Annotated in this window: 14 protein-coding genes and 1 riboswitch; of the genes, 5 read left to right on the top strand and 9 right to left on the bottom strand. The window is 63.0% G+C overall.

Annotated features, from left to right (window positions below; translation table 11 throughout):
- Positions 1–47: 47 nt before the first annotated feature.
- Both BSZ35_RS12265 and BSZ35_RS12260 read right to left on the bottom strand, forming a co-directional pair.
- Entirely contained in the window at positions 48–806 is a 759-nt protein-coding gene (locus BSZ35_RS12265) for a DUF5995 family protein (RefSeq protein WP_105012713.1), read from the bottom strand.
- A 45-nt stretch (positions 807–851) separates the two neighbouring features.
- Positions 852–1,907 carry a DUF1028 domain-containing protein gene (locus BSZ35_RS12260; protein WP_105012712.1) on the bottom strand — a complete coding sequence of 352 codons (1,056 nt, stop codon included), beginning with the start codon at positions 1,905–1,907 and terminating at the stop codon, positions 852–854.
- 299 nt (positions 1,908–2,206) lie between these two features.
- On the opposite strand from BSZ35_RS12260, the gene BSZ35_RS12255 reads away from it, so the two are divergent.
- The gene (locus tag BSZ35_RS12255; protein ID WP_105012711.1) at positions 2,207–3,787 is read left to right on the top strand and encodes an acetolactate synthase large subunit; all 1,581 of its coding nucleotides are present in this window, start codon (positions 2,207–2,209) and stop codon (positions 3,785–3,787) included.
- A 148-nt stretch (positions 3,788–3,935) separates the two neighbouring features.
- Here the strand turns inward: BSZ35_RS12255 and pdxH are convergent, their stop codons facing one another.
- From pdxH to BSZ35_RS12235, 4 genes are all read right to left on the bottom strand, one after another.
- Positions 3,936–4,583, bottom strand: a complete 648-nt coding sequence (gene pdxH, locus BSZ35_RS12250) for a pyridoxamine 5'-phosphate oxidase (RefSeq protein ID WP_105012710.1) — start codon at positions 4,581–4,583, stop codon at positions 3,936–3,938.
- A gap of 177 nt (positions 4,584–4,760) precedes the next feature.
- On the bottom strand, positions 4,761–5,726 hold the full coding sequence (locus tag BSZ35_RS12245) for an aspartate kinase (RefSeq protein WP_105012709.1): 966 nt from the start codon (positions 5,724–5,726) through the stop codon (positions 4,761–4,763).
- A gap of 206 nt (positions 5,727–5,932) precedes the next feature.
- A complete protein-coding gene (metX, locus tag BSZ35_RS12240) occupies positions 5,933–6,997 on the bottom strand; it encodes a homoserine O-acetyltransferase (protein WP_105012708.1) in 1,065 nt (354 codons plus the stop codon).
- A gap of 129 nt (positions 6,998–7,126) precedes the next feature.
- Complete coding sequence (locus BSZ35_RS12235; protein ID WP_105012707.1) at positions 7,127–8,473, bottom strand: O-acetylhomoserine aminocarboxypropyltransferase/cysteine synthase; 1,347 nt, start codon at positions 8,471–8,473, stop codon at positions 7,127–7,129.
- Between the two features lie 132 nt (positions 8,474–8,605).
- Positions 8,606–8,785, bottom strand: a riboswitch (SAM riboswitch).
- Between the two features lie 272 nt (positions 8,786–9,057).
- Between BSZ35_RS12235 and BSZ35_RS12230 the strand changes: the two genes are divergently transcribed.
- Entirely contained in the window at positions 9,058–9,273 is a 216-nt protein-coding gene (locus tag BSZ35_RS12230; protein WP_105012706.1) for a DUF2892 domain-containing protein, read from the top strand.
- Between the two features lie 8 nt (positions 9,274–9,281).
- Here BSZ35_RS12230 and BSZ35_RS12225 read toward each other — a convergent pair whose 3' ends face one another.
- Complete coding sequence (locus BSZ35_RS12225) at positions 9,282–10,097, bottom strand: serine hydrolase (protein ID WP_219846642.1); 816 nt, start codon at positions 10,095–10,097, stop codon at positions 9,282–9,284.
- A gap of 774 nt (positions 10,098–10,871) precedes the next feature.
- Here BSZ35_RS12225 and BSZ35_RS12220 point away from each other — a divergent pair.
- Both BSZ35_RS12220 and BSZ35_RS12215 read left to right on the top strand, forming a co-directional pair.
- Complete coding sequence (locus tag BSZ35_RS12220; protein ID WP_105012704.1) at positions 10,872–11,363, top strand: hypothetical protein; 492 nt, start codon at positions 10,872–10,874, stop codon at positions 11,361–11,363.
- Between the two features lie 383 nt (positions 11,364–11,746).
- Entirely contained in the window at positions 11,747–12,592 is an 846-nt protein-coding gene (locus BSZ35_RS12215; RefSeq protein ID WP_105012703.1) for a hypothetical protein, read from the top strand.
- 92 nt (positions 12,593–12,684) lie between these two features.
- Here the strand turns inward: BSZ35_RS12215 and BSZ35_RS12210 are convergent, their stop codons facing one another.
- The gene (locus BSZ35_RS12210) at positions 12,685–15,279 is read right to left on the bottom strand and encodes a bifunctional aspartate kinase/diaminopimelate decarboxylase (protein WP_105012702.1); all 2,595 of its coding nucleotides are present in this window, start codon (positions 15,277–15,279) and stop codon (positions 12,685–12,687) included.
- A gap of 188 nt (positions 15,280–15,467) precedes the next feature.
- Between BSZ35_RS12210 and BSZ35_RS12205 the strand changes: the two genes are divergently transcribed.
- On the top strand, positions 15,468–16,484 hold the full coding sequence (locus BSZ35_RS12205) for a hypothetical protein (RefSeq protein ID WP_105012701.1): 1,017 nt from the start codon (positions 15,468–15,470) through the stop codon (positions 16,482–16,484).
- Positions 16,485–16,535: 51 nt separating this feature from the next.
- Here the strand turns inward: BSZ35_RS12205 and BSZ35_RS12200 are convergent, their stop codons facing one another.
- Entirely contained in the window at positions 16,536–18,233 is a 1,698-nt protein-coding gene (locus tag BSZ35_RS12200) for a DUF748 domain-containing protein (protein WP_146110073.1), read from the bottom strand.
- Positions 18,234–18,368: the final 135 nt, after the last annotated feature.

Genomic DNA, 18,368 nt, shown 5'->3' with positions numbered 1-18,368 from the left:
GGGAGCAACCCCTATTCCGAAGAAGCGAGTCGTGGAAGAATCCGACATTACCGCATGGCGTCGATGACGGCACACACGTCGTCAGACTCGGCGTGCCGCAGTTGCGATCGGAGGCCACTGATCGCAGAGTTGGGCGCGTAGATGTGTCGGGCGATTTTTTGGGTGTTCTGATCGTATTGCTGGATGACGTCGGGGCGTTCTCCAGGAGGAAGATCGTGAAGCGTAACGGCCCGCTGCCACGCCGACGATCGGGCCCGCGTGAGAAAAAGCGAGCACAGCGCCTCGTCGACGGGGCCGCCCAGCACGTCGACGACCTTCATCCACAGCCCCGCCGTAGCAATCTCGTCCTGAATCTCGTCAATGAGTGCTCCCAGCAGGTCGTTGACGGCGTGGAAGTCAGCCTCGAAGCCGGCCAGGTTGTGATGGTCGAGGATCCGGGCGGAGGCTATGGGGAGATCCAGGTTGATGTGGGCGTTCATGCCCAGGAGGAGGTGCTGAAGCACGATGGGCCGGTCGTCGCGTCCCGCCGCAAACGTGTAGGCCCACGCCTCGGTGGGGCGCTGGCCGCGTCGCTGCTGAAAGTAGGCATCGATGTACCGCTGAGCAAAGCGCACATCCAGTCGCTCCATCCGCGGCCCGTTCACGTACGTCCCGTTCTCCACCCGACGGCGTACGCCCACCGTCACCCGGCGGTACAAAGCCGCAAAGTAGCCGAGCCGGCTCCGCTTCAACAGGCAGTCGTCAATAATTTCGTCCAGCACCTGAACGACACCGTCGATGGTGGTGGGCTGTGGCGTCGGAAGCATATCTTTGGGCCGTTTCCCCCTGGAATGATGCACGGGTACCCGAGATCAGTTCTCTGCCTCCGTCGTCATCGCCTCGACGAGCCGGGTAGCAAGGTCCATGCTCGGCAACAATCCGGCCTCCGGCAGGCGCTCGACGAGCGTCGCCCACTGTTCATTCTGGGCGTAGGCTCTTCGCAAATACGGGATGGCGTCGTCGACGCGGCCCTCACTCGCCAGCGTGATCCCGACCCAAAACGGAGCCTCCCCCTCCGTCGCCTCGTCGGAGACAAGATCCATCGCCGCACGGTATTTTTCCATGGCGGCCTGAATGTCTCCCTGCGTTACGTGCCCGTCGCCCTCGTTCAGCTTCCGGTAGGCCCGCTGCATGCGCACGAGTCGCTTCAGCTCCTTCACCGGCGTCTCGTGGTCCTCGATGCGGAGGTCGAAGAGCCGATCGTCCCAGCGGCGTCCCGTGGGCTCTGCCCGAACGACGATGAGCGCAGCGGACTGTCGGCCTCGAATATCGCCCCCTTCGGCCTGGGCTGCTTCGAGTGCCGCCACCAGTCGCGAGGCGAGATCACCGTCGGCCGACTCGTAGGCGTCGGCCATCGCGTCCCAGACGGTCGAGTCCCGCATCATGTTGGCCTGGGTCGAGTACTGCGCCCCCGTGCGATGGCCCGCTTCCTGCACGGCGTCCGCTCCGGTGTGGGCCGCCACGTTGCCCTCGGCGTCGACCATCGCCACCTGTCGGACGGCCCGGCCGTCGTCAGTCGTTACGAGCGCCTGCAAGGCTTCCTCGGCCGTGCGGCCGTAGCGCATGAGCTCCAGCCCGAGCGGCCCATAGCGCGGATCGACGAACGACTGAGTAGCAACCGCTCCCACGCCGGGTTCGGCAAACGGCACCACCGCCCCCACACTGAACCAGTGGGACTGCACAGCCACGCCCATTTGCCCGGTCGTCGAGTCGCGGGCGACGATCGAGTAGGTGGCCACGGGCCGACGCGTCGAGAGTGCGTCCACATCCCGTTCCGAACGCGGACGGTCCTGGGCCGAGGCTGTAGGGGCAAGAGCCAACGTAAGGAGCAGCACCAGTCCCTGTCGAAGCATAATGATCGGGCGCATCTGCGAGAAACAAATCGGAACGTCCTCAGGGGGTCGAGGCTCGTTAATATAAGAAGAAGGACGGGCGTCCCCAAGATCCCGTTCCTTCAGGTGTCCCTGAACCTTGGCCCCTCCTTGGCGGTGTGACTATCGCGGCGCCCTCCTTCCGGATTGGTCTGGCTTCGATCCTCCTTCGGAAACGCCCCCTTCGGAACGGAGCGCCAGACGCCCACACGCCCCCCCCAGATCTTGACAGAGAGCGCATGGGGCACCACGGGCATACCATTCCTCGACTCCCTCTCGTTCTCCCCCCTCGACTCATGAAAGCCTCCGATCTCCTCGTTGCCTGCCTCGAACGAGAAGGCGTAGAGCACGTCTTCGGCCTGCCCGGCGAGGAAATGGAAGATCTTCTCTTCTCCCTTCGCGACTCCGACGTTACCTTCGTGCCCACCCGCCATGAGCAGGGCGCCGCCTTCATGGCGGACGTGCACGGGCGCCTGACGGGCGAGGCGGGCGTCTGTCTCGCCACGCTCGGCCCCGGCGCCACCAACCTGCTCACCGGCGTCGCCGATGCCCACCTCGACAAGAGCCCGCTCGTCGCCATCACCGCCCAGGGCAGCCTGGAACGGCTTCACCAGGAAAGCCACCAGGCCATCGACGTGCTGAACATGTTTCGGCCCGTCACGAAGTGGAATACGCAGCTCGACAGCCCGGACATCATCCATGAGTCCGTGCGCAAGGCCTTCAAGGTGGCCGAGTATGAGAAGCCGGGCGCCACGCACTTGGAATTGCCGGAGGACGTGGCGGCAGAAGAAACGAGCATGCAGCCCCTTCCGGCCCGAAGCGACACTCGGTTTGCCGCCCCCAACGCGGAGGCGCTCAACCGTGTGGAGGCCCTCCTGTCGGATGCGGAGCGCCCGCTCATCATTGCCGGCAACGGGGCCGTCCGGACGCGAGCGGCCGGGCCGCTGCAAGCACTCGTGGACGTGACGGACCTGCCTGTCGTGTCGACCTACATGGGCAAGGGCGCCGTGCCGGACGACGACCCGCACTCGCTAATGACGCTCGACTCCGGGGCCGAGGGCGAGGCGGCCAGTGCCATTGCCGAAGCTGATCTCGTGATTACCGTCGGCTACGACATCGCCGAGCACGACCCGGCGGACTGGGGCCAGGGGGACGCCCCACTGATCCACATCGACAGTGAGCCCGCCGAAGTCTACGAGGCGTATACGCCCGAGGTGGAACTCGTCGCCGACATCGGGCGAACGCTGGAGGTGCTTGCCGACTGGTGCAGCGCCGCCAAGCTCGGATTCGACCCGGACTGGTACGCCGATCTTCGTGCGAGCATCGTGACGGATGTCCAGCGCGAGCCCTCTGGAGAGGCCCCGTTCACTCTTCGGGACACGCTGCCGCTGCTCCGAGAGGCCATGGCGCCCGAGGACGTGCTCATCTCGGACGTGGGAAGCCACAAAATGGCCATCGCGCAGAACTTCCCCACCTACAAACCCAACACGTGCATCATCTCCAACGGCCTCGCCTCGATGGGCATTGCCGTACCGGGCGGCCTCGCCGCCGACCTCGCGGTGGACGCGAACGTCGTGGCCGCCACGGGCGACGGCGGCTTCCTCATGAACGCCGCAGAGATCGAGACCGCGACACGTCTGGGAGCCGAATACACGATCATCGTCTTCAACGACGACGATTACGGGCTCATCTCGGAGAAGCAGATGAACCACACGGGCGAGCATTTCGGCACGGGACTCACGAACCCCGATCTCCCGACCTTTGCTGAGAGCTTCGGCATCGACGGCTACCGCCCCACGACACCGGAGGAGTTGAAAGACGCGTTCGACGCGGCAATCGGCAACGGCATGAGCCTCATTGAGGTGCCGGTGGCGTAGCAGTTCCCCACGCTCCCCCGTCGCGCCTCCTCCTCGAAAACCAGACGTCTCGTCAGGGCGCAGTCTGAAACTACTTCCTCCTCAACAACCAAACGTCTCGTCAGGGCGCAGTCTGAAACTACTTCCTCCTCAACAACCAAACGTCTCGTCAGGGCGCAAGGCGTTCGAGCGTCCACTCCGCATCGAGCGCCGGACGGCGATAGCGGAGCCGATCGTGGAGGCGATTGGGACGGCCCTGCCAAAACTCAATTTCGGTGGGACGAACGACAAAGCCTCCCCAATGATTGGGGCGAGGAATCGTCTCGTCGTCTCCATACTTCGCCGTGACGGCCTCAAGGTTCTCCTTCAGGGCCTTGCGACTCTCCACAACCCGACTTTGCGGTGACGCCCAGGCCCCAAGCTGGCTCCCTCGGGGACGGCTGTGAAAGTACTCGGTCGATTCCTCTTCGGGAAGCCGGATCGCCTCGCCCTCAATCCGCACCTGTCGCTCTAGGGGCGCCCACCAAAACACGAGGGCCACGTGCGGATTCTGCGACAGCTCGGTGCCCTTCCGACTCTCGTAGTTGGTGTAGAATCGAAAGCCTCGCTCGTCCACCCCCTTTAGCAACACAATGCGGGCGGACGGAGCAGCATCCGGGGCGGCGGTGGCCAGCGTCATGGCGTTCGGCTCGTGCACCTCGGCCTTGAGGGCTTCGTCGAACCAGTCGCGAAACTGTTCGATGGGATCGTCGGCCACGTGATCGCGCGACAGTTCCTCTTGCGCATACTCTCGTCGGAGGTTGGCAAGCTCAGACATGCGAGCACCCATTGATGAATAGAGCAAAACCGGTCCATCGCAACGTCCGGTCTTTCCCCATCGTTTCTCCCATGCGCGGGGTGTTGCGATCTCGACACGATGTTGGGGATTTCCAACCCGACGGTCACGTACGATGGATCGAGCCCATGCCGGAGGGGAGTGGGAAACGAGTCCCCGTTAGGAATGCACCGTCGACGCAGCGGGCACGATGCGGGTCCCCTCAGCATCCGGGCGGTGCGTGCAGCGGACGTGTACGGGGATATCAGCGGCGGCCAGCGGGTCGAGCGTGCACGGATGCATCCCCAACCGCCCGGCTTTCGTCCAGGTGCGCGCCTGTTCAAAATCGAGCTGGTGGAGGCGACGGGCGTCGTCATGGGTGGCTGGATCGCGGGTATAGAGGCCGTCCACATTGGTCCAGCGCTCCAGCCGTTCGGCCTCCAGGGCCCGAGCGAGGGTCGCCGCCGAGAGATCACTCCCGCCTCGCCCAATCGTGGTGGTTGTGCCCTCGGCCGTTGCTCCGATAAAGCCAGTAACGACGGGCACAACGATCTCCGTCGCTTCCGTCCACTCCCGAAACCAGGCCCGTGTCTGCTGACGGGTCGGCTCCCACTGCACCGTGGCGTCGCCGTGCGCATCGTCGGTGCGGATGAGAGCAGTCGCATCAACCGGCCGGGCCGGGCATCCGTCCGCCGCAAGGAGCGCCGCGAGCAGCGGTGCCATTAGGCGTTCTCCCGTTGCCATGACGGCATCCCGGGCCGCAGATGCATCAGTGCCTGCCCCCCCTTGCAGGGCGCGGCGAAGCTCCGACAGCTCGGCCTGCAAAACAGGCTCGTACTGGCTGCACGCCGGACCATCTCCAACCACTTCTTTTGCGAGTGTACGGTAGCGTCGCCCCACGTGGCGGACCCACGCCTCGGCCGTAGCCCGATCTCCGCGCGTTTCGTCGGCGGCCCGCACGAGGTCGTCCGTAACCCCCGACGCAGCCGAGACAACGACAACGGGATGGCACGTGCCGACGGCGTCTCGAATGATCCGACAGACGTTGCGGAGCCCGTCCGCAGCCCCCACGGAGGTTCCACCAAACTTCAGCACGCGAACCGGTCGCGCGCGTTGAGACGTACACGAGGAGGAGCGCTCAGGCATGGAACGAGGTTTCGTTTTCCGTATTTCGTGTCGAGGTCATTTTCAGGTTTTCTATGGCGATACGCAAGTGTGTTGTACTCACTGATCGGCCCCACCGGATGAACGAAGGCAATTCTGCGGAGGGATTCACACCCTGTCCCGCATTGCACGGCACTGCCCCATATATGCGAATGCCTCCGGCATCGTGCCCTCCCTTCGCGGGATGATCATGCCGCGACCGACGACGGCACATTCGCGTTCGCGCGCCAACCGGCCACCATCTCGCTCAGCTCCTCGAGCTCAATGAGGAACGAATCGTGCCCGTGTGGGGAGGACAGAATCTCGAGGGTCGCCTGCGGCAGATGCTGCACCAACTCCTGTTGTTCAGAGAGGGGATAGAGCACATCGGAATCGATGCCTACTACGAGGGCCGGCTGTTCGATAGACGCCAGCACCGCCTCATACTCTCCTCGATCGCGAGACACGTCGTGCGTGTCCATCTGCTTCGTAAGCGTCACGTAGCACTGCGGGTCGAAGCGATCTACCAGTTTTTTGCCCTGATGGCGCAGATAGCTCTCTACCGCGTAGGGCTTCTCGGATTGCTCCTCCATTCGCTCGCGTCCAAACCGTCCGTCGAGCGAGTCGCGGGAGCGATAGGACACCATCGCCATCATGCGGGCCGTGGAGAGCCCGCTCGTGGGGGGATCGTCGAGCGGATACTCGCCGTCCTGCCACTTGGGGTCGGAATAGATGGCCTGCCGCTGCGCCTCGCTCCACCCAATTTGCCAGGCGCTGTGGCGCCCCCCGACAGCAATGGGCACGATCGACTGCACGAACGGCGCCCCGTCGTCGGTCGTCTCGAACGCCCACTCCAGCACGTGCATCCCCCCCATCGAGCCGCCGACGGCACAGGCCACCCGCCGCACGCCCAACTGCTCCAGGGCGCGGCGGTGGAGCTGCACGGTATCACGGGTGGTAACGATCGGAAAGTCCGTGCGGTAGCGGGCTCCCGTCTTCGGATTTACCGTAAGGGGCGAGACCGTGCCATAGGGAGACCCCGGCACGTTCAGACACACGACGAAATCCTCTGTGGGATCGAGGGCCCGATCCCGTCCAAGAAGCGCCCCCCACCAGTCGGACACGTCCGGATCCCCGGTGAGGGCATGACACACCAGCACGGCATTGTCGCCCGCCGCGTTGAGGGTGCCCCAGGTCTGGTAGGCCACCGGTACGTCCCGCAGCGTCGTCCCGTCCTCAAACGTAAACTGGGGGAGGGTGAGGGTTTGAGGCATTGGAGCAGGAGAGGCGAGTTCGGAAGGAGTAGAAATAGTCGATGATCAGAAACAGGCCCACGTATTGCGTATCCCGTATTGCGTATCTAGAGCTCCAAGCCAGATAAAATACGCAATACGGAATACTCGCTACGCGGCAGCAGTCGACGGAAGCGACGCAAATGCCTGATCGAAGTCGGCCTTGATGTCATCGATGTGCTCAATGCCCACCGAGACGCGCACCATGTCCGGCTCAACGCCAGAGGCCTTCTGCTCCTCCTCCGTCAGTTGCTGATGAGTCGTGGAAGCCGGATGAATGACGAGGGTCTTCGCGTCCCCCACGTTGGCGAGATGACTGGCCAGCTCCACGTTCTCGACGAAGGCCTGTCCGCCCTCCGTACCGCCCTCGACGCCGAAGGCCAGCACTGCCCCGTAGCCGTTCTCCAGGTATTCGTTGGCACGCTCGTGGTACGGATGGTCTTCGAGTCCGGGATAGCTCACCCACGACACCTCGTCTCGCTTCTGAAGCCACTTCGCCAGCTCGAGCGCATTGTCGCAGCTCCGCTGCACGCGCAAGGAGAGCGTCTCCAGTCCCTGCAGCAGCAGGAACGAGCCAAATGGATTCTGAGACGGGCCAAAGTCGCGCAGGCCCTCTACACGGGCGCGCATGGCAAAGGCCACGTTCGTGTCGAGCACACCGTCCGGGCCAAACGTCTCCCAGAACTTGAGGCCGTGGTAGTTCGGATTCGGCTCCGTAAACTCCGGGAAGCGACCGTTGTCCCACGGAAAGGTGCCGGCATCCACGATGACGCCGCCGATGGTGGTGCCGTGGCCACCGATCCACTTCGTCGCGCTGGCCGTCACGATGTCGGCGCCGTGCTCGATGGGCTTGCACAGGAAGCCCGCGGCCCCGAACGTGTTGTCCACCACGAGGGGCACCCCGTGGTCGTGCGCGATGTCGGCGATCCGCTCGAAGTCGGGAATATTGAAGCGCGGATTGCCGATCGTTTCCAGGTAGACCGCCTTCGTATTTTCGTCGATTAGACTCTCGATCGAGTTCGGATCATCCCCGTCGGCAATGTGAACGTCGAGCCCCCGGCGGGGGAAGGAGTTCTTAAACTGGTTGTAGGTGCCGCCGTAGAGATAGCTCGTGGAGACGATGTTGTCGCCGTGCTCACAGAGCGTGTTGAGGGCAAGGAACTGGGCCGACTGCCCACTGGCCGTTGAGACGGCCGCCACGCCGCCTTCGAGCGCTGCCACCCGCTTCTCGAAGACGTCGTTCGTCGGATTCATGATGCGGGTGTAGATGTTGCCGAACTCCTTCAGGGCAAAGAGATCGGCCCCGTGGTCCGCATCGTCGAAGGTGTAGGAGGTGGTGGCGTAAATGGGCACGGCCCGGGAATTCGTCGCCGGGTCCGGCTCCTGGCCCGCATGGAGCTGAAGGGTCTCGTAGCGGGGCGACTGTTGATCGTCCGGTTGTCCGTTTTCGCTGCTCATGGCACGCTCGGGATGGTAATGAAGGGAGAAACCATCCAGAAGAGCGAACGCACCAATCGCGGCGGGGAATAAAAAAACCCCAACCGCGAGGGGAAGCGGATGGGGGAACCACAACCATAGGGTCGAAGATCCCACTCATCTTCCCCCGACGCGGCATCGACGACGACCTCGTTCGCGAGGAACGAGCAATCGAAAACCGATGCATCGGGGCAGGACGGGGCACCATTTTCTCGACCCACCAATGTCGTTGGTGAACCGAGACGGTTGCCAGGGCTTCACAGGGCCTGCTCCCTCCACCCTTCTGGATGAATGTAGTGCTGATAATATTTTGTCTTCGGTCTCTAACAATACGCGCCACCTCGGTTAATGTCAACGAGGTATCGGAGGAAGTTTTGACGAACTGGAAACAGACTCCGGCATCCGGGACGATTCTGTCTGACAACACGGTGGACGAACGACGTACAGGGGAACGCTCCTTTTCTGTGACCTCTCATAGAGAAATCCCCTACAGACGCACTGCCCGACGCTTCCGATACTGGATGATACCTTTTCCTCCTTCTTTTTCGCTTAATCCGAGGTATGTTATGACCAAAAATATGGGCTTTTTCGACCGAGTCATTCGCGTGCTGGCCGCCCTCTTCGTCGGGATTCTCTTCATTACCGGCCAGATCTCCGGCCTCACGGCCTGGATCCTGGGCACGGTGTCTGTGATTTTCTTGCTCACCAGTGCGGTGGGCACGTGCCCGCTGTACCTGCCCTTTGGCCTCTCGACGCGTACGGGCCGAAAGGCAAAGGCATGAACTCCCTCTCAGGACCCCCTCTGGGCATCGTACACGACACGTGAGATCCGCGAGAGTGTCTCAACCCCAGCGGGCACGTCCGACAGGTTGCGCGAGAGGAGCACGAGTACGTACGTCGGTCCCTCGGGGACAAACACGATCCCGGCATCGTGGCGGACGCCCGTGATCCATCCTGTCTTGTGCGCCACCTCTACCGTATCGGGCAGACGAGCGGGAATCATCTCCGTGTGTTCTTGTGCCTTCAGAATATTGATCATCTCGGCCGAGGCCTCTTCACTGACGGCCGTGCCGCGGGCGATGTGCTCAAACAACACGAGGAGGCCGTGCGCCGTCGTCGTATTGTTGCGGTTCCTCCGGAACGCCTTCGAATCCTCCACGCCGCGCCGCACCTGAAGGCCCTCGGCCCCCAATCGGTGCATTGTGCGAGTTACCTTCTCCGGCCCCACCACCTCAAGGAGAAGGTTCGTCGCAAGATTGCTGCTGGCCGTAATCATGACGCGCATCAACGTGCGAATCGACCGCCGGTCCCCGAGGTGTTCGTACAGCGCGTCGTGGCTATCGTCCGCAGGATCTAGGGCGTAGGGGCTTTCGTCGACGATGCTCCGAAATTCGTTCTCGACCCGAATCGAATCGTCGAGAGAAAACTGACCGTTCGCGGCCTGGCGATACAGCTCCACCATCACCGGCACCTTCATCGTGCTGGCGGCATGGAATTCCACGTTGGCATCGAGTAGCACTTCTTCGCTCGACGCCTCCAGGGAGCGGACGGCCACAGCACACTCCCCATCGATCGATTCGAGGAGGGGACGGATGTGTTGTACCACGGGAGGAAGGTGAGGCGATTCAACGCGACGGATACGCTCGGACGAACACAAATCGCTCTCTGATCCGATCAAGTCCGGAAAAGCGAAGGCGATGGCATTCGTCTTGGGCTCTCGCTCACGCTCTTGTAACGTATTGGTTTTTCGGTCGTCCCCTTGAGAGAAGGTTCTCCAATACGGTTTTCGCCCACCCTCCGACCGTCTCCAGCCTCACAAATGAAAGGAAAAGAAGATCGCTATCGCTACTGTGCGTGTCAGAATCGTCTCACGATCCATCGGCGGCACGGAGCAGGTTTGGAAGATGCGGACGATGCCACCGCCGTCTTAATCTGTGAAGCATGCGGGAACAAAATAAAGGATCGCTCCCCGCGTATGGAGTCAGTAGAATAAGAGACCATGATGCCGATTGAGATTTCGCTTCAGACCCTCGTTGGGCTCCTCGTAGCCGGAATGCTCTTTAGCATTTGGTGACTGTACGGCAGAGGCTCGTTTTCCTCATAGCATGGTCTCTCGACTCGGGCAAATCCGGGTCCTGTGGATGTCGCGTACGATTGGGTACGCCATAAGCCCACAGGTGGTTGCCCCCTCCTCTATGGTGCGGATGGACATGTCTCTCTAGTTTTACGATCCGCGTCTCTATAAAAACGTAAGGAGGATGCTATGAGACGATTCCCAGGAGCACTTGTCATTACACTTGTCATTGGATTATTCTCGATCGGGTGCGATGGGGTTGCCCCCCGTTCGGAGACGATAGAGCCCCTGGACCAGGAATCATCAGTGATACAAAAGCAAGGGACGGCAATTGAGGCGTCTCTCGCCCAGCAGTTGAATGCCGTCCGACAGAATACCAAGAAATATCGAGACATTGAGGCGGCCCGGGCGGACGGTTATGTGCCCGTTTCACCGTACGTCCCCGGAATGGGCTTTCACTTTGCGGACCGGGTTCCGCCCTTCGGGACGGACCGAGACGACCCGCCGGTGCTCGTCTATTTTCCGAATGAATCCTACACCCCCGCGCCCGGAGACCCACACGACGCAATGCACGATGACGACCTCATTCTCGGGGCCGTTGAGTACATTGTTCCCGGCGATCAGACCTGCGCCCCGCCCAACCTCTTCAACGACGAGCAGTCCCCACGCACGTTAAAGGTGTCGGAGGCACACGGCTGGCACTACGAGAGTGCCGAGGACTTCACGGGGCTTCACGCCTGGATCCATCGGGGCAACCCGGCCGGGGTTTTTCACCACACGAACCCGAACATTGACTGAGGCTCTGCATCACGTTGGCACGTGGCTGACACGTGCACCGAGTGTGTCAGTCCCGTGATGGGTTCGTTTCCCGTCTCGTGCCTGTCCCTTAGGGTGGGCACGAGTCGGGGACGAGCCGTCCACGTGCCATAGTATTTGGCCACGCATGAAGGGGAGGCAAGAAAAGTTCTGAGGGCATTGGTTTTTGAAGGAAGGGCATTCGTAACAACATCTACACGAGACGTGTGGCCGAAAATGGGGCACTGGCCCGTATTGAAGTCCTCAGATGGGAATTTTCATTCCGCCGACACGCACCGAGAAGGAGAGCGGATGTAACGTCGGCAGTTTCGGATCGTCCACTCTAGAGAAACAGAATATCCACGAACGAGACCTACCGCCTCTCCATGGACCACAATCGAAATACGTCACTGCTGAGTCGCGTCTTGTCCAGTACTGCTGTCCTCGTCGCGTCGGTCCTTCTGCTGGGGGCCTGCGACTCGACCGGGCCTACAATGGAGGGAAGCACCGTAAAGGTCGGGTTTGCAACGAGCTACTCGACCTCCGGAACGACTGCGGCTACCCTCAAGTCGAACCACGATGGCTTGGACATTGACGGATCGAATGGGACTCTTTCGATCACAGACCTTCGTCTCATCGTCTCCGAGGTCGAGCTCGACGGCGACGACAGCGCAGATTTTGAGGCGGGGCCCTCATTCCTGGATCTGCCCCTCGACACGAATGAGGTAGCTCCCTTGGCTGACAATCAGATCCCGCCGGGCCGCTACGACGAGTTCGAGTTTGAAGTCGAAGACGTCGACGCAGACGAAGACGACGATGACGAGCAGTCGCTCCAGGCCCTTCGCGAATCGATCGTTGAGGATTTCCCCAACTGGCCGGACGACGCGAGCATGGTCGTCGTGGGCACGTTCACACAAAATGACGGCACGTCCACCGACTTCACGACCTACTTTGAGGCGGAGATCGAGATTGAGCGCGAGCTGAGTCCGCCGCTTGAGGTGACGGGCGACGGCCTCTCCCGCAGCCTCACCGTTCGCCTGGACCCGACCCGCTGGCTCCGCAACTCAGACGGGACCGTTCGCGACCTTTCGCAATTCGACTACGCGTCGACCGACGAACTCGTGGAGTTCGAGGCAGAGTTTGAGGACGGCGTAACCGAAATTGAGGTCGATGATGACGAGGACGACGATGACGACGACGGAGACGATGACGACGATGGGGACGACGACTAACCCCCTCCGTCCGCATTGAAATCGCGGCCCCGCTGCGACGGCTGCGCACGTAGGCGGACGCCGTTCCCGAAGCAAGGGACGGCGGTCCGCCGTCAGTCGTCTGAAAGCAGCACCTCCTCGGCGGGCGGGCGCAGATTGTAGTGGTTGGCCATGCTCGCCCCGTAGGCCCCCGTCGTGGCCACGAGGAGAACGTCGCCCGGGTCCGTATCTGGAAGCTGACGGTTGTGCCCCAGCACGTCCCCGGTTTCGCAGATCGGCCCCACCACGTCGGCAGTGACAGACAGTGCGTCGCCGAGGCGCGAGAGATTGGCAATTTCGTGGTACGCGCCGTAGAGGGCCGGCCGGATGAGGCTGTTCATGCCGGTGTCGAGCCCAATGTAGTGCACCGGTCCTTTCGCTTTGGTCTGTGTAACCTGTGCGAGGAGTACGCCCGCCTCCGCCACAAGGTAACGGCCCGGCTCCATCCAGAGGGTATACTGCGGATGTCGCGCGGCGGCCTCGTTGAGCACGTCGTTGAGCGAATCGAGATCGACCGGAGCGGCGCCGGGGCGGTCCGGCACGCCGAGCCCGCCGCCCACGTTGAGTGTGCGCACGTCCGGAAAGTCGGTGGCAAGCGACGCCAGAAAGTCCACGAGGTCGGCCCACGTGTCTTCGTCCGTAATGCCACTGCCCACGTGCACGTGGAGGCCCACGACGGAGGTGCCGGCCCGGTCGGCCGCCGCCCGAAGGCGCTCCAGCTCGGCGGGCACCACGCCGAACTTCGACTGTGCACCCGCAGTGCGGACGTGGCGGTGATGGCCGTGGCCCTCACCCGGATCCACACGCACAAAGATCTCCTCGTTGGCGAAGATGGCCAGTCGCTCGACGAGGGGCTGCACGTTGTCGAGTGTCACGTGCACACCGCGCTCAAAGGCCTCGGCGTACTCCTCCGGGGCCGCAAAGTTGGGTTGGAAAAGGACCCGCTCCGGATCGATATCGGGCACGGCCTCGAAGACGCGGTCCAGCTCGCCCGGCGAAACGCACTCGAAGCCCACGCCCTCTTCCTCCAGCAGCCGAAGCACATCGGGATGCGGGTTTGCCTTGATGGCGTAGAAGGGCTGCTCAATTGCCTCCAGCGCATGCACGTCGTCTGACTTTTCCCGGATGGTGGCTTCGCTGTAAACGTAGCGTGGCGACTGCTCGTCGGCCAGCGTCAAGAGATCCTCGCGGCGATCGCGCCACCACGCGTCGGGCTGGCGACCGTCCGCGTCCACACTGTCCACCAGCTCCTGCCATCGCGGACCAAAAATGGCGTCCGGCGCCTTGGCCCCAAAGAACTGGGCGTGCAACTCGCGCACGAGACGAGGAGCCTGCTCCTCATCCACCACGAAGCTCATATTGAGGTCGCTCGCGGCCTGTGTGACGAGGTGTACTTTCTTCTCGTCGAACACCTCGAACGCCGGCCCGAGGTCACTGAGAAGGGAGCGAATGTGACGTCCCACAAGGCTTACGACCGCGCACGATCGGATCAGCTCCGCGTCGCAGTACTGGTTGAGGTCGTGCAGCAAACGATCCAAAACATCGGCGTCCAGCGCGTTGGCCTGTGGGTCAAGCGTGACCGTGACGTTGGCCTCAGAGGTCGCCACGAGGTCCACCGAGAGGCCGTGGTGCTTGAAGATCTGGAAGACGTCGGCCAGGAAGCCAACCTCCTGCCACATGCCGAGCGTGTCCATGCTCACGGCCGTCACCTCATCTTTGGCCGAGATGGCCTTCACGTGCGGCCCGACATCGGGGCCGTCGCCGGCTACGATTGTCCCGTCGACCTTAGGATCCTCCGTACTTCGGATGTGGAGAGGAATGCGGTGCCGCTTCACGGGGCCGAGACAGCGGGGATGCAGTACCCGCGCGCCCATCGTGGCCAGTTCCTGCGCTTCGTCGTAGCCAAGTCGGCGCAGCAGGCGGGCCGACGGCACCTCACTCGGGTTGGCCGTAAACATGCCGGGGACGTCCGTCCAGATTTCGAGCCGCTCGGCCTGGAGCTTCGCCGCAAAGTGAGCCGCGGAGGTGTCCGAGCCGCCCCGCCCGAGGAGGACGGTCTCGCCGAGGGCATTACTCGCAATGAAGCCCTGCGTGAGATAGAGCGTGTCGGGATTGTCATTAAGGTGCGACTGCAGCACCGGATCGGAGTGGGAGGCGCAGGTGGCCGCGAGGTACTGGCGGCGGGGCGGCACGTTGGCGTCGTCCTTCGCTCGCAGAAACTCGCGTGCGTCCAGCCACTCCACCGGAACGCCCTGCGCGGACAAATAGGCCACGCCGAGGCGGGTGGACAACAGTTCGCCCGAAGCCATGACGGCAGCCCGCTGTCGGGGCGAGGGCGAATCCTCCTGCATGATCTCTTCGGTGAGCGACTCCAGTCGCTCAAAGCCCTCGTTCAATGTCGTTTCCGCGTCCACTTCCAGATCCGCAGCTAGCGCCCGATGCCGATCACGGATGGTGTTGAGCGTGGGCCGCGGGTCCCCGTCCGTCGCCTCGCGCACCAGCACCTCCAGCTGATCCGAGATGCCCTGCAGGGCCGAGCAGACGAGAAACGGGTGACGCCCCTCGTTTCGATGTGTGCGCACCACCTCAGCGATGGTGTCCCAGCGGGCCCGGCTCGACACGCTCGTGCCCCCAAACTTGCATACGACCCAGGGAGTAGACTCCGACATAATCCTGTATTGCTCCGACCAGAAACATGATTGTACCAGAGCACAACATCGGGATGGCATCGGGCAGTGACAAGTGGAACCGCTTCCCCTCACGCCAATCGCACATTACGGAGCACGCCCGCGCCGGAGAGGTTCACTAGAATTGATCGGCCCCTCCCCCCGGCCTCCTGTTCAACCCTCCATCTCCAATGCACGGTCTCACGAGCATTTCCGAAGAGGTCCGAGCCCAATTCGAAACGACGGTGGCAGCGCTGCGCCGGGCATCGAGCTATCCTGAGGGCGAGGGGCCAGTGGAGACCATTGAGACGCACATGGCCTGGGTGTTTCTCACGGAGGCACATGCCTACAAATTGAAGAAGCCGATCCGTACACGCCTCATCGATTATCGAACGCGTGAGGCACGGCAACGGGCCTGCGAGACCGAGGTGGTGCTCAATCGACGGCTTGCGGCGCCCGTGTATCAGGCTGTCGTGCCCGTAACAGAAATGGAGACCGGCCGGAGGGTTGGAGGTGATGGACCACCGGTCGACTGGCTGGTGAAGATGCGGCGCCTGCCGCGGGAGCGCATGCTGGATGCCTGCATCCAGCGGGGAACGGTCTCACTGAATGACGTGCGGCACCTGGGCGCCAAACTCACAGCCTTCTACGAGCGGGCCGAGCCGCTGGACTGGAGTCCGGGCACATATCGGGGGCGCGTCGCGGCGAACGTGCGGGCGAAAGGGGCCTCCCTGGAACGGCCGCATTACGGACTCAATCGCTCGCTCGTGCGGGCGGTTGTGGCGGGACTGCTGCAGTGGGTGACTGCGCATCCACACCGGCTGGGCGCGCGAGGTGCTCGGGTCGTGGATGCGCACGGCGACCTGCGGCCGGAGCACGTGTGCCTCACCGATCCGCCGATGGTGATCGATTGCCTCGAATTCAATCGAACGCTGCGGCTGCATGACCCGGCCTCGGACCTGGCGTTTTTATCCCTCGAATGCAACCGGCTCGGGGCGTCCTGGATTGGGGAGCAGCTGATTGCGCACTATCGGACCCGGACGGAAGACGATGTCTCGGCCCCACTCCTTTCCTTCTACGAAGCCTATCATGCACTCATCCGTGCCGCCATTGCCATCTGGCACCTGGACGACGAACGGCGGCGCCAAGCCTCCCGCTGGCGCCGAATGGCCCGACGATACCTCCAACTCGCCCGGGAACGGGTATAACGCCGCTCCCCTTCGCTGCGCGTTGTGGAAGAACAGTCGATTCACAGTGGATCAGAGTCCGACCAGCGAGTAGAGGCCGCTCCGGAGAGAGTGCCACAAGAACTTGAAGAAGGTATCTCCCTCCTCGTATTCGTGCTCGATAGTGCCGGTGCGAAGCGGAGGATCATCGGGCGTGTTGCTCGACTTGACCATCAGCTTGTCCAGGACGAACGAGCGCAGTCGGGTGCCGAGGCTGCGTCCTTTGTCCTCGTCCACCACTTCCACGTCGAGGGATCGATAGGTGCCGTGCAGGGTCCCCCGAGCCTCCCCGTCCTCAACTTGTGCGGAAAACCGGAGACTATCGAGGTGCCCATCCTCGATCCGAACGCCCGACAACGGAACGAGCGCGTCGTTGAACGCCCGGGGATCCATCGGGCCCAGCCGGCCCTCGTAGGAGAAGGAGAGGGTAGGGGATCGGAGCGGCAAGCGAATGGTGGTCGCCAGTCGACCGGTCCCGGCCACCCGAGTCGTGGCGTCGATGATGGCGGGAGACGCCGGGACTGTGTCCCTGGGACGATTCGTCACGTTCCGGATTGTGGCCTTGATGGACCCGAAGGTAATGTGGCCGGGGGCCGCCGAGGCAGAATCCCACTTCGCGTACCGCACCGCTCCGTTCGTCACGCGAATGGAGTCGATTTGAAAGGGTCGACGCTGAAGCTGGGCACGCTCGTGCGGCATGTTGGGCGGCGGATCCGAACGAGGCGGCGGCAGACGGTTGTCCCGATACACGTCCACCCGTAGCGAGTCGAGCACGGCCGTGCGGAGTAGCAGTGCGTCTCCCACGAGCGCCCGCTGAAGATCGATGCCCTGGAGTGCCACCCGGCGAATCGAGGCGTCGAGTCGGTTCGTCCGGTGGCCGTGCCGCCGCATAAACTCGGCGTCCGGCACAGTGGGATGAGCCTGAACGTTTTCGACCGCCAAAGAAGAATCGGCGCCCGATCCCCGAACCGGGCCCATTCGAACCGCAAAGAGTCGATCTGCGGACAGGCGCCGGTATCCCTCGACCGAGATGCGAAGGCAATCACTGACGACGAGACGGCTCGTGTCGCGAAGGGCTCCTGGGTCGGTGCGTACCCCCGTGGCGGAAAGCGAACCCCCCCAGAGGGAATCGACCGGCATGGGCGGTGCGGGCGTGGACGCCGCTCCCCGAGTGACGAGGGTGCCCCGCCGAACCTCTAGATGTTGAATGGCCATCGCCGGAAGCCGCTGCTGAAGCGGCGGGGGCATCGTCGTGTCCTGGTCGGAGCGCGTGTGCTCATGGCGGGTGATCCGCAGAGTCGGGCGCCGGACGCTGACCGTTTCGACCGACACCATGCGTTGCCAGAGAAGAGGCCAGAGGTGCAGTCCCGTCAGCTGCAGCGTGTCGATGCGGGCGGCGTACTCGGCAGCGAGAGGCTGTTCTCTGGATCCGTTCTGGGCACGGGAGGCTGCAGAGTCGGGTTTCAACACTGCCCCTCGAATCTGGGCCGACCGATTCCAGAGGCTCCAGTCCACCGCTTCGACCGTCGCATGGTATCGCCCGTTCGTCGAGCGAGACAACTCGTCGTTGATGATCGTTTCTACGGTGCCGGCGTCCACCACTGTCTCCAGAAGAACCTGAGCCGTTAGGAGTCCGACGCCGAGCAGGAGAACGAGGAGCGCGGCCCAGCGTCCAACCGTGCGCAGGAGTCGCTTGCGCGAGGTTCGATGATTGGGAGTGGAGTCGCCCATTCGGGTCGGGGACGTGGAGAACGCAGTGGCGATGCCCTCGACTGAGCGGTGCAGCTTAAACCTGACTGACCGAAACGAGTTCAGGGACCAGAGGAAGAGAGCAGCCCCGTACCCCGTGGCGAAGGAGACATTTCC

Source organism: Salinibacter sp. 10B (genome assembly GCF_002954405.1).
Taxonomy (GTDB): domain Bacteria; phylum Bacteroidota; class Rhodothermia; order Rhodothermales; family Salinibacteraceae; genus Salinibacter.
Note: the sequence above shows the minus strand (reverse complement) of the source record. Positions and strands in the feature narration are given on the sequence as shown.

Bases quoted from the DNA above. Each gene is read 5' to 3' on its own strand.
- BSZ35_RS12210 (WP_105012702.1), bottom strand. From the start codon at position 15,279: ATGTCGGAGTCTACTCCCTGGGTCGTATGCAAGTTTGGGGGCACGAGC.
- BSZ35_RS12255 (WP_105012711.1), top strand. From the start codon at position 2,207: ATGAAAGCCTCCGATCTCCTCGTTGCCTGCCTCGAACGAGAAGGCGTA.
- BSZ35_RS12200 (WP_146110073.1), bottom strand. From the start codon at position 18,233: ATGGGCGACTCCACTCCCAATCATCGAACCTCGCGCAAGCGACTCCTG.
- BSZ35_RS12265 (WP_105012713.1), bottom strand. From the start codon at position 806: ATGCTTCCGACGCCACAGCCCACCACCATCGACGGTGTCGTTCAGGTG.
- BSZ35_RS12215 (WP_105012703.1), top strand. From the start codon at position 11,747: ATGGACCACAATCGAAATACGTCACTGCTGAGTCGCGTCTTGTCCAGT.
- metX (WP_105012708.1), bottom strand. From the start codon at position 6,997: ATGCCTCAAACCCTCACCCTCCCCCAGTTTACGTTTGAGGACGGGACG.
- pdxH (WP_105012710.1), bottom strand. From the start codon at position 4,583: ATGTCTGAGCTTGCCAACCTCCGACGAGAGTATGCGCAAGAGGAACTG.
- BSZ35_RS12230 (WP_105012706.1), top strand. From the start codon at position 9,058: ATGACCAAAAATATGGGCTTTTTCGACCGAGTCATTCGCGTGCTGGCC.
- BSZ35_RS12260 (WP_105012712.1), bottom strand. From the start codon at position 1,907: ATGCGCCCGATCATTATGCTTCGACAGGGACTGGTGCTGCTCCTTACG.
- BSZ35_RS12245 (WP_105012709.1), bottom strand. From the start codon at position 5,726: ATGCCTGAGCGCTCCTCCTCGTGTACGTCTCAACGCGCGCGACCGGTT.
- BSZ35_RS12205 (WP_105012701.1), top strand. From the start codon at position 15,468: ATGCACGGTCTCACGAGCATTTCCGAAGAGGTCCGAGCCCAATTCGAA.
- BSZ35_RS12235 (WP_105012707.1), bottom strand. From the start codon at position 8,473: ATGAGCAGCGAAAACGGACAACCGGACGATCAACAGTCGCCCCGCTAC.